General features: G+C 42.7%; 14 protein-coding genes. All 14 read left to right on the forward strand.

Features of this window, described 5'->3' with window-relative positions:
* Nucleotides 1-3 precede the first annotated feature (3 nt).
* The 14 genes from NSU05_RS08765 to NSU05_RS08830 all read left to right on the forward strand — a co-directional run bounded on the left by NSU05_RS08765 (nt 4) and on the right by NSU05_RS08830 (nt 16,717).
* On the forward strand, nt 4-4,317 hold the full coding sequence (locus NSU05_RS08765) for a PolC-type DNA polymerase III (protein WP_038428967.1): 4,314 nt from the start codon (nt 4-6) through the stop codon (nt 4,315-4,317).
* 329 nt (nt 4,318-4,646) lie between these two features.
* Nucleotides 4,647-5,117: a ribosome maturation factor RimP gene (gene rimP / locus NSU05_RS08770; protein ID WP_003231915.1), complete on the forward strand. Its 471-nt coding sequence runs from the start codon at nt 4,647-4,649 to the stop codon at nt 5,115-5,117.
* 34 nt (nt 5,118-5,151) lie between these two features.
* Nucleotides 5,152-6,267 carry a transcription termination factor NusA gene (gene nusA / locus NSU05_RS08775; RefSeq protein ID WP_003231912.1) on the forward strand — a complete coding sequence of 372 codons (1,116 nt, stop codon included), beginning with the start codon at nt 5,152-5,154 and terminating at the stop codon, nt 6,265-6,267.
* 13 nt (nt 6,268-6,280) lie between these two features.
* A complete protein-coding gene (gene rulR, locus NSU05_RS08780; protein WP_009967250.1) occupies nt 6,281-6,556 on the forward strand; it encodes a glucose-induced regulator RulR in 276 nt (91 codons plus the stop codon).
* Nucleotide 6,557: 1 nt separating this feature from the next.
* On the forward strand, nt 6,558-6,860 hold the full coding sequence (locus NSU05_RS08785) for a YlxQ family RNA-binding protein (RefSeq protein WP_003220946.1): 303 nt from the start codon (nt 6,558-6,560) through the stop codon (nt 6,858-6,860).
* Between the two features lie 19 nt (nt 6,861-6,879).
* Nucleotides 6,880-9,030 (forward strand): translation initiation factor IF-2, encoded by a 2,151-nt coding sequence (gene infB, locus NSU05_RS08790; protein ID WP_014479801.1) that lies wholly within the window; start codon nt 6,880-6,882, stop codon nt 9,028-9,030.
* Complete coding sequence (locus NSU05_RS08795) at nt 9,027-9,305, forward strand: DUF503 domain-containing protein (RefSeq protein WP_003220950.1); 279 nt, start codon at nt 9,027-9,029, stop codon at nt 9,303-9,305. The genes infB and NSU05_RS08795 overlap by 4 nt, the downstream gene beginning before the upstream one ends.
* A 16-nt stretch (nt 9,306-9,321) precedes the next feature.
* The gene (rbfA, locus tag NSU05_RS08800) at nt 9,322-9,675 is read left to right on the forward strand and encodes a 30S ribosome-binding factor RbfA (protein ID WP_009967251.1); all 354 of its coding nucleotides are present in this window, start codon (nt 9,322-9,324) and stop codon (nt 9,673-9,675) included.
* A gap of 82 nt (nt 9,676-9,757) precedes the next feature.
* Nucleotides 9,758-10,687, forward strand: coding sequence for a tRNA pseudouridine(55) synthase TruB (truB, locus tag NSU05_RS08805; protein ID WP_015252083.1), 930 nt, complete (start codon nt 9,758-9,760; stop codon nt 10,685-10,687).
* Between the two features lie 18 nt (nt 10,688-10,705).
* Entirely contained in the window at nt 10,706-11,656 is a 951-nt protein-coding gene (gene ribF, locus NSU05_RS08810; protein ID WP_015252082.1) for a bifunctional riboflavin kinase/FAD synthetase, read from the forward strand.
* 156 nt (nt 11,657-11,812) lie between these two features.
* Nucleotides 11,813-12,082: a 30S ribosomal protein S15 gene (gene rpsO, locus NSU05_RS08815; protein ID WP_003220957.1), complete on the forward strand. Its 270-nt coding sequence runs from the start codon at nt 11,813-11,815 to the stop codon at nt 12,080-12,082.
* A 172-nt stretch (nt 12,083-12,254) separates the two neighbouring features.
* On the forward strand, nt 12,255-14,372 hold the full coding sequence (gene pnp / locus NSU05_RS08820) for a polyribonucleotide nucleotidyltransferase (RefSeq protein WP_003231897.1): 2,118 nt from the start codon (nt 12,255-12,257) through the stop codon (nt 14,370-14,372).
* Between the two features lie 116 nt (nt 14,373-14,488).
* Nucleotides 14,489-15,448 carry a polysaccharide deacetylase family protein gene (locus NSU05_RS08825; RefSeq protein WP_038428968.1) on the forward strand — a complete coding sequence of 320 codons (960 nt, stop codon included), beginning with the start codon at nt 14,489-14,491 and terminating at the stop codon, nt 15,446-15,448.
* Between the two features lie 39 nt (nt 15,449-15,487).
* The gene (locus NSU05_RS08830; protein WP_038428970.1) at nt 15,488-16,717 is read left to right on the forward strand and encodes a pitrilysin family protein; all 1,230 of its coding nucleotides are present in this window, start codon (nt 15,488-15,490) and stop codon (nt 16,715-16,717) included.
* Nucleotides 16,718-16,746: the final 29 nt, after the last annotated feature.

The raw sequence follows: 16,746 nt of genomic DNA on the forward strand, positions 1-16,746 counted from the left end.
TTAATGGAACAGTTATCAGTAAACAGAAGGCAGTTTCAAATTCTTCTGCAGCAGATTAATATGACAGATGATACCTTCATGACATACTTTGAACATGGCGAGATTAAAAAGCTGACAATTCACAAAGCTTCTAAGTCTTGGCATTTTCATTTTCAATTTAAATCTTTGCTGCCTTTTCAAATATATGACACATTAACAACGAGGCTGACGCAATCGTTTGCCCACATAGCAAAAGTGACATCTTCAATTGAAGTTCAGGATGCCGAGGTCAGTGAAAGTATCGTTCAAGACTACTGGTCACGCTGCATTGAAGAACTGCAGGGCATTTCGCCGCCGATTATCAGTCTTTTAAACCAGCAAAAACCGAAGCTGAAGGGCAATAAACTGATTGTCAAAACCAAAACGGATACAGAAGCGGCTGCGCTAAAAAACAAATACAGTTCCATGATTCAAGCAGGCTACCGTCAATTTGGCTTTCCGGATCTTCAGCTTGATGCTGAAATATTTGTATCCGAGCAGGAAGTTCAAAAGTTTCGGGAACAAAAGCTTGCGGAAGACCAAGAGCGGGCGATGCAGGCCTTGATTGAAATGGAGAAGAAAGATAAAGAAAGTGATGAAGACCAAGCACCATCTGGTCCTCTTGTTATCGGTTATCAAATTAAAGATAACGAGGAAATCCGGACACTTGACAGCATCATGGACGAAGAACGGAGAATTACGGTCCAAGGTTATGTGTTTGATGTGGAGACGCGCGAGCTGAAGAGCGGGCGCACGCTGTGTATCTTCAAAATTACAGACTATACAAATAGTATTTTGATCAAAATGTTTGCACGTGAAAAAGAAGATGCGGCACTGATGAAGTCTCTGAAAAAAGGAATGTGGGTAAAAGCACGCGGAAGCATTCAAAATGATACATTTGTCAGAGACCTTGTCATGATCGCAAATGACGTAAACGAAATAAAAGCAAAAACCCGTGAAGATTCAGCACCTGAAGGAGAAAAAAGAGTGGAATTGCATCTTCATTCCCCAATGAGCCAAATGGATGCTGTTACGGGTATCGGAAAGCTTGTCGAACAGGCGAAAAAATGGGGGCATGAGGCCATCGCTTTGACTGACCATGCTGTCGTTCAATCCTTCCCTGATGCGTATTCTGCGGCAAAAAAGCATGGAATTAAAATGATTTACGGGATGGAAGCGAATCTCGTGGATGATGGCGTGCCAATTGCTTATAATGCCGCACATCGTCTGCTCGAAGAAGAAACATATGTTGTTTTTGACGTTGAGACGACAGGATTGTCTGCTGTATACGATACCATTATTGAACTGGCTGCAGTAAAAGTAAAAGGCGGAGAAATTATTGATAAATTTGAGGCGTTTGCGAACCCGCATCGTCCGCTTTCCGCCACAATCATAGAGCTGACAGGGATCACTGATGATATGCTACAAGACGCTCCGGATGTCGTAGATGTAATAAGAGATTTCAGAGAATGGATTGGCGATGATATCCTTGTCGCTCATAATGCAAGCTTTGATATGGGATTCTTAAATGTAGCCTATAAAAAGCTTCTTGAAGTCGATAAAGCTAAAAACCCAGTCATTGATACGCTTGAACTTGGACGTTTTCTCTATCCGGAATTTAAGAACCACCGGTTGAACACACTTTGTAAAAAGTTTGATATCGAACTCACACAGCATCACCGTGCGATCTATGATACTGAGGCAACCGCTTATTTGCTTCTGAAAATGCTGAAAGACGCAGCTGAAAAAGGCATTCAGTACCATGATGAGTTGAATGAAAATATGGGTCAGTCCAATGCTTATCAAAGATCAAGACCGTATCATGCAACATTACTTGCCGTGAACAGCACGGGACTTAAAAATTTATTTAAGCTTGTGTCACTTTCTCATATTCATTATTTTTACAGAGTGCCGCGTATTCCGAGATCTCAGCTTGAGAAATACAGGGAAGGGTTGCTGATCGGTTCTGCCTGTGACAGGGGAGAGGTTTTTGAGGGAATGATGCAAAAATCGCCTGAAGAGGTGGAAGATATCGCGTCATTTTATGATTACCTTGAGGTTCAGCCGCCTGAAGTGTATCGTCACTTGCTGGAGCTTGAACTGGTCCGTGATGAAAAAGCGCTGAAAGAAATTATTGCGAATATCACGAAGCTGGGGGAAAAGCTTAATAAACCGGTTGTTGCGACGGGAAATGTCCATTACTTGAATGATGAGGATAAAATCTACAGAAAGATTTTAATATCCTCACAAGGCGGGGCAAATCCGCTGAACAGGCATGAACTGCCGAAAGTGCATTTCAGAACGACAGACGAAATGCTTGAAGCTTTTTCTTTCTTAGGTGAAGAAAAAGCGAAGGAGATCGTAGTCACCAATACCCAAAAGGTTGCTTCTTTAGTTGATGACATCAAGCCGATTAAAGATGATTTATATACGCCGAAAATCGAAGGCGCTGATGAAGAGATCAGAGAAATGAGCTATCAGCGTGCAAGAAGCATTTACGGGGAAGAGCTGCCTGAAATTGTCGAAGCGCGGATTGAAAAAGAGTTAAAGAGTATTATTGGCCACGGATTTGCTGTTATTTACTTGATCTCTCACAAACTTGTAAAACGTTCACTAGATGACGGGTATCTCGTTGGTTCCCGTGGTTCCGTAGGATCTTCATTAGTTGCGACACTTACTGAGATTACTGAGGTAAACCCGCTGCCGCCGCACTATGTTTGTCCTGAGTGTCAGTATTCTGAGTTCTTTAATGACGGTTCTGTCGGTTCTGGTTTTGACCTGCCTGACAAGACATGTCCTCATTGCGGAACGCCTTTGAAAAAAGACGGCCATGATATTCCATTTGAAACGTTCTTAGGATTTAAAGGGGACAAAGTACCTGATATCGATTTGAACTTCTCAGGGGAATATCAGCCGCAAGCACATAATTACACAAAAGTATTGTTCGGAGAAGACAATGTATATCGTGCGGGAACAATAGGCACGGTGGCAGAAAAAACAGCCTACGGTTATGTAAAAGGCTATGCCGGAGACAACAATCTTCATATGCGCGGTGCCGAAATAGATCGGCTCGTGCAGGGATGCACGGGTGTAAAACGTACAACTGGACAGCACCCTGGCGGTATTATCGTAGTTCCGGATTATATGGATATTTATGATTTTTCACCGATTCAGTTTCCGGCAGATGCCACAGGTTCAGAGTGGAAAACGACTCATTTTGATTTCCACTCCATCCATGACAACCTGTTAAAACTTGATATTCTCGGACACGATGACCCGACTGTTATTCGGATGCTTCAAGACTTAAGCGGAATAGATCCGAAAACAATTCCGACGGATGATCCTGAAGTGATGAAGATCTTCCAGGGAACCGAATCACTCGGTGTGACTGAAGAACAGATTGGCTGTAAAACGGGCACTCTTGGAATTCCTGAATTCGGAACCCGATTTGTCCGGCAGATGCTTGAAGATACAAAGCCGACCACTTTTTCTGAGCTCGTTCAGATTTCAGGCTTGTCTCACGGAACTGATGTATGGCTTGGCAATGCACAGGAGCTCATCCACAATAATATTTGTGAGCTGAGTGAGGTTATCGGCTGCCGTGATGACATTATGGTTTATTTAATCTATCAAGGCCTTGAGCCGTCCCTTGCCTTTAAAATCATGGAATTCGTGCGTAAAGGAAAAGGATTAACGCCTGAATGGGAAGAAGAAATGAAAAATAACAATGTCCCAGACTGGTATATTGATTCCTGTAAAAAGATTAAATACATGTTCCCGAAAGCCCACGCCGCGGCATATGTCTTAATGGCAGTCCGCATTGCTTACTTTAAAGTGCATCATGCTCTTTTGTATTATGCGGCTTATTTTACCGTTCGTGCAGATGACTTTGATATTGATACAATGATCAAGGGCTCTACAGCAATCAGAGCGGTAATGGAGGATATAAACTCTAAAGGACTTGATGCTTCACCGAAGGAAAAGAACCTTCTGACTGTTTTAGAATTAGCGCTTGAGATGTGTGAGAGAGGCTATTCATTCCAAAAAGTCGATTTATATCGCTCCAGCGCCACAGAGTTTATTATTGACGGCAACAGTCTTATTCCGCCGTTTAACTCTATTCCAGGGTTAGGGACGAACGCTGCTTTGAACATTGTAAAAGCTCGCGAAGAAGGCGAATTCCTCTCAAAAGAAGATTTGCAAAAGAGAGGGAAAGTATCAAAAACGATTTTAGAGTACTTAGATCGCCATGGCTGTCTGGAGTCACTGCCTGATCAAAACCAATTGTCACTGTTCTAATATAGAAAGCAGAATTTCTCAGAAATTCTGCTTCTATGCATACATAAGCGCAAAAAGTGCCATCGTAATATTAGAGTTTCTGTCACTTGCTTAGGTATGAAGGTAAGCGTATATCCATTTGCAATAAAAATATGGTTATGGTATAGTTTTATTGGAAATGCTAACGATTACCGAGGCAAAGAGTGGGGAAACCCGCTCTTTTGTATTGAACAGGAGAATTTTGTCTCGACATGTTCATCGTTTACTTTTTAGCCCCTGCTCTTTTGAAGCAGGGTTTTTATGCAGAGTGACGAGACGAATATGAGATCGACAGCACAAGGAGGAAGAACATGAGCAAAAAAGTGACTGACACCGTTCAAGAAATGGCTCAGCCAATCGTAGACAGCCTTCAGCTGGAACTCGTTGACATTGAATTTGTCAAAGAGGGCCAAAGCTGGTTCCTTCGCGTGTTTATTGATTCCGATGACGGTGTGGATATTGAGGAATGTGCCAAAGTAAGCGAAGCTTTAAGCGAAAAGCTTGATGAAGCAGACCCAATCAGCCAAAATTACTTTCTTGAAGTCTCATCTCCAGGAGCTGAGCGTCCGCTAAAGAAAAAAGCCGATTTCGAAAAATCACTAGGAAAAAACGTATACATTAAGACGTATGAGCCTATTGACGGCGTAAAAGTGTTTGAAGGTGAACTGGCTGAATTTGATGGACAAACAGTGACAGTTGAGATCACGATCAAAACAAGAAAGAAACGGATCAATATTCCGTATGAAAAGATAGCTAATGCAAGATTAGCTGTTACATTCTAATGAATACAAATGTTTTAAGGGGGGAGACCGTTAAATGAGCAGTGAATTATTAGATGCTCTCACGATTCTTGAAAAAGAAAAAGGCATCAGTAAAGAAATTATCATCGAAGCAATCGAAGCTGCGTTAATTTCTGCTTATAAGCGGAATTTTAATCAAGCGCAAAATGTACGGGTGGATCTAAACCGTGAAACTGGCTCCATCCGTGTATTTGCAAGAAAAGATGTCGTTGACGAAGTATACGACCAGAGATTAGAAATCTCAATTGAAGAGGCACAGGGCATCCATCCGGAATATATGGTCGGCGATGTCGTCGAAATCGAAGTTACACCTAAGGATTTCGGGCGCATAGCTGCTCAAACAGCGAAGCAGGTCGTCACACAGCGTGTGCGCGAAGCTGAGCGCGGTGTGATTTATTCTGAATTTATCGACCGTGAAGAAGACATCATGACAGGGATCGTCCAGCGTCTGGACAATAAATTTATCTACGTGTCTTTAGGCAAAATAGAAGCCTTGCTGCCGGTTAATGAGCAAATGCCGAATGAAAGCTACAAGCCCCATGACCGCATTAAGGTATATATCACAAAAGTAGAAAAAACAACGAAGGGCCCGCAGATTTATGTGTCAAGAACACATCCAGGCCTGTTAAAGCGTTTGTTTGAAATTGAAGTGCCTGAAATTTATGATGGAACTGTCGAGCTAAAATCTGTTGCCAGAGAAGCCGGCGACCGTTCAAAAATTTCTGTTCGCACAGATGATCCTGACGTTGATCCTGTCGGTTCATGCGTAGGGCCTAAAGGCCAGCGTGTGCAAGCAATCGTCAATGAATTAAAAGGTGAAAAAATTGATATTGTCAACTGGTCCAGTGATCCTGTAGAATTTGTCGCGAATGCGCTCAGCCCTTCCAAAGTGCTTGATGTCATCGTTAATGAAGAAGAAAAAGCGACAACTGTTATTGTTCCTGATTACCAGCTGTCTCTGGCAATTGGCAAAAGAGGACAAAACGCACGCTTAGCTGCTAAACTGACAGGCTGGAAGATTGATATTAAGAGCGAAACGGACGCAAGAGAACTTGGAATCTATCCGAGAGAACTTGAAGAAGATGATGAGCCGCTCTTTACGGAGCCTGAAACTGCTGAATCGGATGAATAAGAGGTGACTTTAGGTGAATAAACACAAAAAGATCCCATTACGCAAATGTGTAGTGACTGGTGAAATGAAGCCTAAAAAGGAACTGATCCGAGTTGTACGGTCGAAAGAAGGCGAAATCTCAGTAGACCCGACCGGAAAAAAGAATGGGCGGGGTGCTTATTTAACGCTGGATAAAGAGTGCATCTTAGCAGCAAAAAAGAAAAACACTTTGCAAAATCAATTTCAATCACAAATCGATGACCAGATTTTCGATGAATTGCTGGAACTGGCGGAAAAGGTGAAAAAATAAAATGTCTGGAATGGAATGGTTTCCCTTGCTGGGTCTGGCCAATCGAGCTCGTAAGGTCGTGTCAGGCGAAGACTTGGTAATAAAAGAAATCAGGAATGCGCGTGCAAAGCTTGTCCTGCTTACAGAGGATGCATCATCTAACACAGCAAAAAAAGTAACTGACAAGTGCAATTATTATAAAGTCCCTTATAAAAAAGTCGAGAGTCGCGCGGTTCTTGGACGCTCTATCGGTAAAGAAGCCCGTGTCGTTGTCGCCGTCACTGACCAAGGTTTTGCGAATAAGCTGATCAGCTTGCTCGATTAATATTTTTGGGGGTGAACGAATGGCTAAAATGAGAGTATACGAATATGCAAAAGCGTTAAATGTTTCAAGTAAGGAAATTTTGACCGCACTGAAGAACATGGATTTAGAAGTGAATAATCACATGGCCATGCTTGAAGAAAAGGCCATTAAAAAGCTAGATGCCAAATATAAAAAAGGCGGCGCAGCTGCTAAATCTCAAAAGCCAGCAGAAACGAACAAAAACAAACAGCCACAAGGGGTTAATCAGCAATCAGCTGGAAATCAACCAAATAAAATTCGAGACGGAAAGAAGAATGACGTGCAGAATAATCAATTTAACAAAAACAAGAAGAATAACAACAACAAAAAAAATAAACGCAACAACAACAATAATAAAAACCAACATCAGCAAAAGCCTGTAAAGCCGAAAAAAGAGCTTCCTGAGAAAATTACATTCTCTGGCACTTTAACAGTTGGCGCACTTGCTGAAGAGCTTGGCAAAGAGCCTTCAGAAATCATTAAAAAGCTGATGCTTCTTGGCGTAATGGCAACCATTAACCAAGAGCTTGATAAAGACACAATCGAACTCATTGCATCAGAATATGGTGTTGAAACAGAAGAGGTCATTGTGCTTGAAGAAACAGAGCTGGAAAAATACGAAGAGCCTGATAATGAAGAGGATCTTGAAATTCGTCCTCCTGTCGTGACAATCATGGGCCACGTTGACCATGGGAAAACAACGCTTCTTGACAGCATCCGTAAAACAAAGGTTGTTGAAGGAGAAGCAGGCGGAATCACTCAGCATATCGGCGCTTATCAAATTGAAGAGAACGGCAAGAAAATCACGTTCTTGGATACACCGGGCCACGCCGCATTTACAACAATGCGTGCACGCGGTGCAGAAGTAACTGATATTACGATTCTTGTCGTAGCTGCCGATGACGGTGTCATGCCGCAAACAGTTGAAGCGATTAACCATGCAAAAGCAGCAGAGGTTCCAATCATCGTTGCTGTGAATAAAATAGATAAAGAATCTGCAAACCCTGACCGTGTAATGCAAGAACTGACGGAATACGGACTTGTCCCTGAAGCTTGGGGCGGAGAAACCATTTTTGTGCCGCTTTCCGCTTTAACTGGAAAAGGCATTGATGAGCTCGTTGAAATGATTTTGCTTGTCAGTGAGGTAGAGGAACTGAAAGCGAATCCGAACCGTCAGGCAAAAGGAACGGTTATTGAAGCTGAACTCGATAAAGGCAGAGGGTCAGTTGCGACGTTGCTCGTACAGACTGGAACACTGCATGTCGGTGATCCGATCGTAGTCGGCAATACATTTGGCCGTGTCCGTGCAATGGTCAACGACATTGGCCGCCGTGTGAAAACTGCCGGCCCGTCAACTCCGGTTGAAATTACCGGTTTGAATGATGTCCCTCAAGCGGGAGACCAATTCCTTGTCTTTAAGGATGAAAAAACAGCTCGTTCTGTCGGTGAAGCCCGTGCTTCGAAACAGCTTGAAGAGCAGCGCAGCGATAAAGCGAAGCTCAGTCTTGATGATTTATTCGAGCAAATTAAGCAAGGTGATGTAAAAGACATCAACCTCATCGTAAAAGCTGACGTTCAAGGATCTGCTGAAGCTTTAACGGCTGCGCTTCAAAAAATTGAAGTAGAAGGCGTTAAAGTGAAAATCATCCATACAGGCGTTGGTGCGATTACTGAATCTGACATTATCTTGGCATCTGCTTCCAATGCAATTGTTATCGGGTTTAATGTGAGACCGGACGGAAATGCTAAGAGTACGGCTGAAGCTGAAAATGTAGATATTCGACTTCACCGTATCATTTACAAAGTAATCGACGAGATTGAAGCTGCCATGAAAGGTATGCTTGATCCTGAATATGAAGAAAAAGTAATTGGTCAAGTAGAAGTACGCCAAACATTCAAAGTATCTAAAATCGGTACAATTGCCGGCGGATATGTTACTGAAGGAACCATTACGCGCGACAGCGGCCTCCGTTTAATTCGTGATGGCGTCGTCATCTTTGAAGGCGAAGTAGATGTTCTGAAACGCTTTAAAGACGATGTGAAAGAAGTTTCACAAGGCTATGAATGTGGTATTACAATTAAGAAATACAATGACATTCGTGAAGGTGACATCCTAGAAGCGTTTGTCATGCAAGAAATTGAAAGAACGTGATCGGATTTGCGGAGTGTGAATGCATCATTTATGATGCAGGATCGCTAAAAGAAAAGCGTGCCGTTCTGAAGCGGATTTTAACCAGGGTTCAAAACAAGTTCAATGTTTCGATTTCGGAGATTGGCTATCAGGACACCTGGCAAAGAACCAGCTTCGGAATCGCCGCTGTTTCTTCCTCTCGCGTTCAAACAGAAAAAGAACTGCAGCGCGTCCTAGCGTTTATCGATTCTTTTCCTGAAATTGAACGGACGATCACTAGGACAGAGTGGTTTTAACTTAGAGGTGATTGAATTGAGTATGAGAGCAAACCGTGTCGGCGAGCAGATGAAAAAAGAACTCGGTGATATTATCAGCCGCAAGCTGAAAGACCCGAGAATTGGTTTTCTGACAGTAACGGATGTACGTGTATCAGGTGATTTGCAAATTGCAAAGGTGTATATCTCGGTTCTCGGTGACGAGAAAAAACGGGAAGAAGCGCTGAAAGGACTGGCAAAAGCGAAAGGATTTATCCGATCCGAAATCGGCAGCCGCATCAGACTTCGAAAAACGCCTGAAATTGAATTTGAGTTCGATGAATCAATCGATTACGGGAATCGGATCGAAACACTGATTCACGAATTACATTCAGAGAAACCATCTGAATAAAAAATGAGAGGATAGGCGTATATCGTCTGTCCTCTTTCTTCGTTTAAAAGAAAAAAGTTAAAAAAGAAGGAGTGAAAGGCAAATGGTTAACGGAGTTCTCCTTTTACATAAACCTGTTGGCATGACATCGCACGACTGTGTCATGAAGATCCGAAAGCTGTTAAAAACAAAAAAAGTAGGACATACAGGAACGCTCGATCCGGAAGTGTCAGGCGTGCTTCCGATTTGTGTAGGAAGAGCGACAAAAATAGTCGAATACTTAACTGAAAAATCTAAAACGTATGATGCAGAAATAACGCTTGGCTTTTCAACCACAACAGAGGATCAAACCGGAGAAACGGTGGAAACAAAGCCTGTCAATCACGACATTGATAAAGCGGATGTAGAAAAGGTTTTAAACAGTTTAAAGGGGAAACAAGAACAAATTCCGCCCATGTATTCCGCTGTAAAAGTAAACGGCAAAAAATTATACGAATACGCAAGAGCAGGGATTGAAGTAGAACGTCCGAAACGTATGATAACCATTGAAGACATTGCCCTGACAACAGAGATTAAACATCATGGAGAAACCGCAAGCTTCCGGTTTACAGTGACTTGCTCCAAAGGGACCTATGTAAGGACGCTGGCGGTCATGATCGGAGAAAAGCTCGGATATCCGGCCCATATGTCTCATTTAATCCGTACGGCATCCGGAGATTTTTCTCTCGACGAATGCTTTACTTTTGATGAACTCGAAGCACAGGCCCAATCCGGAACCGTGGAAGAGCATACAGTTCCTATTGAACGTGCGCTCAATCATTTGCCGAAATGGATCATAAGTGATACATTAGCTAAGAAAGTAGAAAATGGGGCTTTGCTTGAGACGCCCGAGCAGTTTTCTGAAATGACAAGTGAAGACCGTATTGCCGTCTTTACTGAATCCGGAACCTGCTTGGCGATCTATTTCCCTCATCCTGCAAAAAAAGGGTTGTTAAAGCCGGCAAAAGTATTGATGCAAAAAAGCGAACAATAGAAAAAAGGTGACCGTTCTGTGAAGACGATACATATTACACATCCTCATCATTTAATAAAAGAGGAGCAGGCAAAATCAGTGATGGCGTTAGGTTATTTTGACGGCGTTCATCTCGGGCATCAAAAGGTAATCGGCACAGCGAAGCAAATAGCCGAAGAAAAAGGTCTGACATTAGCTGTGATGACCTTTCATCCCCATCCTTCTCACGTGTTGGGCAGAGATAAGGAACCAAAGGATCTGATTACGCCTCTTGAAGACAAAATAAACCAAATTGAACAATTAGGCACAGAAGTTCTGTATGTCGTTAAATTTAATGAAGTGTTTGCTTCTCTTTCTCCTAAGCAGTTTATAGACCAGTATATTATCGGCCTTAATGTGCAGCACGCAGTGGCAGGCTTTGACTTTACGTACGGCAAATACGGCAAGGGAACAATGAAGACCATGCCGGATGATTTAGACGGAAAAGCTGGGTGCACAATGGTAGAAAAATTAACGGAGCAGGATAAAAAAATCAGTTCTTCGTATATCCGTACCGCGCTTCAAAACGGAGATGTTGAATTGGCGAATGTCTTGCTTGGACAACCTTATTTTATTAAAGGAATTGTCATTCATGGTGATAAAAGAGGGCGGACCATCGGGTTTCCGACAGCGAATGTCGGTTTAAATAACAGCTATATCGTTCCGCCCACAGGTGTATATGCCGTAAAAGCGGAAGTGAACGGCGAAGTTTACAATGGCGTTTGCAATATTGGCTATAAGCCAACGTTTTATGAAAAGCGCCCTGAACAGCCTTCCATCGAGGTCAATCTGTTTGATTTCGATCAAGAGGTATATGGAGCCGCTATAAAAATCGAATGGTACAAACGGATTCGGAGCGAGCGGAAATTCAATGGCATCAAAGAATTAACAGAGCAAATTGAGAAAGATAAGCAGGAAGCCATCCGTTATTTCAGCAATTTGCGGAAATAACTTGCAACGCACACAAATTTTATTCTAAAATATTTGCATATAGGCGCGATTTTTAGTATGATAGTTTTCGTAGTCTTAAAACCATTGCTTGGCAATCCGAAGTCACCGACGGTTGCTAGGTAACTGGGGCTAAATATGATTTGGAGGTGAAACAGGATGGCAATTACTCAAGAGCGTAAAAACCAACTCATCAATGAGTTCAAAACACACGAATCTGATACTGGATCTCCAGAAGTTCAGATCGCTATCCTAACTGACTCAATTAACAACTTGAACGAGCATTTACGTACTCACAAGAAAGACCACCACTCACGTCGCGGTCTTCTTAAAATGGTAGGTAAGCGTCGTAATCTTCTTACGTATCTGCGTAATAAAGACGTAACTCGTTACCGTGAGTTAATTAACAAACTAGGCTTACGTCGATAATCGTAAAAAGCGGGAGGATTCCCGCTTTTTTATCGTATTAAAGCGAAATTTCTTATAACAAATCATTGAAATCCTTTTACATACTACTTTGACATTGATATGTTCAATTCATTTCGTTCATAATAGGAGTAATTGATTATTTCACACAACGAAGAGAGGAGTTCGTAATTGTATGGGACAAGAAAAACATGTCTTTACCATAGATTGGGCCGGAAGAACGCTAACTGTTGAAACCGGCCAGCTTGCCAAACAGGCAAATGGTGCTGTGATGATCCGCTACGGTGATACAGCAGTACTTAGTACAGCAACCGCTTCAAAAGAACCTAAACCGCTTGATTTCTTCCCTCTTACTGTAAACTATGAAGAAAGATTATATGCGGTAGGGAAAATTCCGGGCGGATTTATTAAAAGAGAAGGACGTCCAAGTGAAAAAGCGGTTCTTGCCAGCCGTTTAATTGACCGTCCGATCCGTCCTTTGTTTGCCGATGGATTCCGTAATGAAGTTCAAGTCATCAGCATTGTCATGAGTGTTGACCAAAACTGCTCTTCAGAAATGGCTGCCATGTTCGGTTCATCTCTTGCACTTTCTGTATCGGATATTCCGTTTGAAGGACCGATTGCAGGGGTTACTGTCGGACGCATTGATGATCAATTTATCATTAACCCGACAGTCGATCAGCTTGAAAAAAGCGATATCAATCTTGTCGTTGCCGGCACGAAAGATGCGATTAACATGGTAGAAGCGGGAGCGGACGAAGTTCCTGAGGAAATCATGCTTGAGGCCATTATGTTCGGCCATGAAGAGATTAAACGCCTGATTGCATTCCAAGAAGAAATTGTTGCAGCAGTCGGCAAAGAGAAATCTGAAATTAAGCTCTTTGAAATTGATGAAGAGCTTAATGAAAAAGTAAAAGCTTTGGCAGAAGAGGATCTGCTGAAAGCCATCCAAGTTCATGAAAAGCATGCCCGTGAAGATGCCATTAACGAAGTGAAGAACGCAGTTGTGGCAAAATTCGAGGATGAAGAACATGATGAAGACACAATCAAGCAAGTGAAGCAGATTTTATCCAAGCTGGTGAAAAATGAAGTTCGCCGCCTGATTACTGAAGAGAAAGTAAGACCGGATGGCCGCGGTGTCGATCAAATCCGCCCGCTCTCTTCAGAGGTTGGCCTCTTGCCAAGAACGCACGGTTCAGGTCTATTTACAAGGGGACAAACTCAGGCCCTCAGCGTATGTACGCTAGGTGCTCTGGGAGATGTGCAAATCCTTGACGGCTTAGGTGTCGAAGAGTCGAAACGGTTTATGCATCATTACAACTTCCCGCAATTCAGCGTTGGGGAAACAGGACCGATGCGCGGACCGGGACGTCGTGAAATCGGACACGGAGCACTGGGTGAGCGTGCGCTTGAGCCAGTTATTCCGTCTGAAAAAGACTTCCCTTATACTGTCCGTCTTGTTTCAGAAGTGCTTGAATCAAACGGTTCTACATCTCAAGCAAGCATTTGCGCAAGCACACTTGCAATGATGGATGCCGGTGTACCGATTAAAGCGCCAGTTGCTGGTATTGCGATGGGTCTTGTCAAATCAGGCGAACATTACACTGTCTTGACTGACATCCAAGGCATGGAAGACGCGCTCGGAGATATGGACTTTAAAGTAGCGGGAACTGAAAAAGGCGTAACGGCCCTGCAAATGGACATTAAAATTGAAGGCCTTTCCAGAGAGATTCTTGAAGAAGCGCTTCAGCAGGCGAAAAAGGGCAGAATGGAAATCCTCAACAGCATGCTTGCAACATTAAGCGAATCAAGAAAAGAGCTTTCTCGATATGCGCCTAAGATCTTAACAATGACCATTAATCCTGATAAAATCCGCGATGTCATCGGACCAAGCGGAAAACAAATCAATAAGATCATCGAAGAAACCGGTGTTAAAATTGATATTGAGCAGGACGGCACAATCTTTATTTCCTCTACAGATGAAAGCGGCAACCAAAAAGCGAAAAAAATCATCGAAGACCTTGTTAGAGAGGTTGAAGTCGGCCAACTTTACCTAGGTAAAGTGAAACGGATTGAAAAATTCGGGGCTTTCGTTGAAATTTTCAGCGGAAAAGACGGTTTGGTGCACATTTCAGAGCTTGCGCTTGAACGCGTAGGGAAAGTTGAAGATGTTGTGAAAATCGGAGACGAGATTCTTGTCAAAGTCACTGAAATTGATAAACAAGGACGAGTGAATTTATCCCGCAAAGCGGTGCTCCGTGAAGAGAAAGAAAAAGAAGAACAACAATCTTAAATGAAAACATAAAAGGAGCCTGGGAGACCCGGCTTCTTTATTTTGAAGCTTTTCAAAAGCAGGCGGGTTCTACCTTGTCCTTCCCCTTCATAATGTGAGGTGAGGGGGGACAGAACATGCACAAAAAATTTGTACCGTTTGCCGTTTTTTTATTTCTTTTTTTTGTCTCATTTGAGATGATGGAAAATCCGCATGCACTTGATTATATAGGAGCAATGAAAAAAGATACGGTGACTGTCACGGCGTCAAAAGACCCATTATATGAAGAATTGCTTCAAAAAGCGCCGGAGTACGATGTTAAGCCCCAGAATGCAAGAATTGATAAAGTGTGGAAAAGCATTCCAGGCTATAATGGATTAAAGGTCAATATTGAACAATCATATAAAAAAATGAAAAAGCATGGTGAGTTTCGGGAAAAAGATTTGGTGTACAGTCAAGTAAAACCAAGTGTTCATCTTGAGTCACTTCAGCCTGAGCCTATTTATAAAGGAAATCCTGACAAACCGATGGTGGCTTTTTTAATCAATGTGGCATGGGGAAATGAGTATTTGGAAAAAATGCTCCCTATTCTGCAAAAGCACCAGGTTAAAGCTACGTTCTTTTTAGAAGGCAATTGGGTGAGAAACAATGTACAGCTCGCTAAGAAGATTGCAAAAGACGGACATGAAATCGGAAATCATTCATACAATCATCCGGATATGAGCAAACTGACTACAGGAAGAATTTCCGAGCAGCTCGACAAGACTAATGAACAAATAGAACAAACGATCGGTGTTAAGCCAAAGTGGTTCGCTCCGCCAAGCGGAAGTTTCAGAAAAGCGGTTATCGACATTGCAGCAGAGAAACAGATGGGAACAGTCATGTGGACAGTTGATACAATCGATTGGCAAAAGCCGGCTCCGTCTGTACTTCAGAGGAGAGTGTTAAGCAAGATACATAATGGTGCCATGATTTTAATGCATCCGACTGACCCTACGGCGGAAAGTCTTGAAGCGCTGATTACACAGATAAAAGACAAAGGATATGTGCTTGGAACAGTCACTGAACTAATGGATGAAACAAGACTATTGAAGTAACAGATGAAGGCAGCTTGTCTTTGAATAGGAGGAACAAATTTGATTAAACGATATACGTGTCAAAATGGTGTAAGAATTGTGCTGGAAAATAACCCGACAGTCCGTTCTGTTGCGATCGGCGTATGGATCGGCACAGGTTCGAGACATGAAACGCCGGAGATAAACGGAATTTCTCACTTTTTAGAGCACATGTTCTTTAAAGGGACGAGCACAAAATCTGCACGCGAGATAGCAGAATCTTTTGATCGTATTGGCGGCCAGGTCAATGCGTTTACTTCAAAGGAATATACCTGCTACTATGCAAAGGTGCTTGACGAGCATGCGAATTACGCGCTGGACGTATTAGCAGATATGTTCTTTCATTCAACGTTTGATGAAAACGAGCTGAAAAAAGAGAAGAATGTAGTATATGAAGAAATTAAAATGTACGAAGATGCGCCGGACGACATTGTACATGATTTACTGAGCAAAGCCACTTACGGCAATCATTCTTTAGGCTACCCAATTCTAGGCACGGAAGAAACGCTTGCTTCCTTTAACGGTGACTCTCTCAGACAATACATGCATGATTATTATACGCCGGACCGAGTGGTGATTTCGGTAGCGGGCAATATATCTGACAGTTTTATCAAAGATGTAGAAAAATGGTTCGGGTCATACGAGGCGAAAAGTAAAGCGACAGGCCTTGAGAAGCCTGAGTTCCACACGGAAAAACTGACGAGAAAAAAAGAAACAGAGCAGGCTCATTTGTGCCTTGGATTTAAAGGCTTAGAGGTTGGCCATGAACGTATTTATGATTTAATCGTCCTCAACAATGTGCTCGGAGGCAGCATGAGCAGCCGGCTGTTCCAAGATGTGCGTGAAGATAAAGGACTTGCTTATTCTGTTTACAGCTATCACAGCTCATATGAGGACAGCGGAATGCTCACTATTTACGGCGGAACGGGTGCAAATCAGCTTCAGCAGCTGTCGGAAACAATTCAAGAAACCCTTGCCACATTAAAACGTGACGGCATTACCTCGAGAGAACTGGAAAACAGCAAAGAGCAAATGAAGGGAAGCTTAATGCTGAGCTTAGAAAGCACAAACAGCAAAATGAGCCGAAACGGAAAAAATGAACTGCTGCTCGGCAAACATAAAACATTAGATGAAATCATCAATGAATTAAACGCCGTGAACTTAGAGCGTGTTAACGGCCTTGCCAGACAATTGTTTACTGAAGACTATGCATTAGCACTTATCAGCCCTTCCGGCAATATGCCGTCTTAAAAAGGAAAGCCTGCTCCATAATGGAGCAG

The organism is Bacillus sp. EU52 (assembly GCF_037964975.1).
Classification (GTDB): domain Bacteria; phylum Bacillota; class Bacilli; order Bacillales; family Bacillaceae; genus Bacillus; species Bacillus subtilis.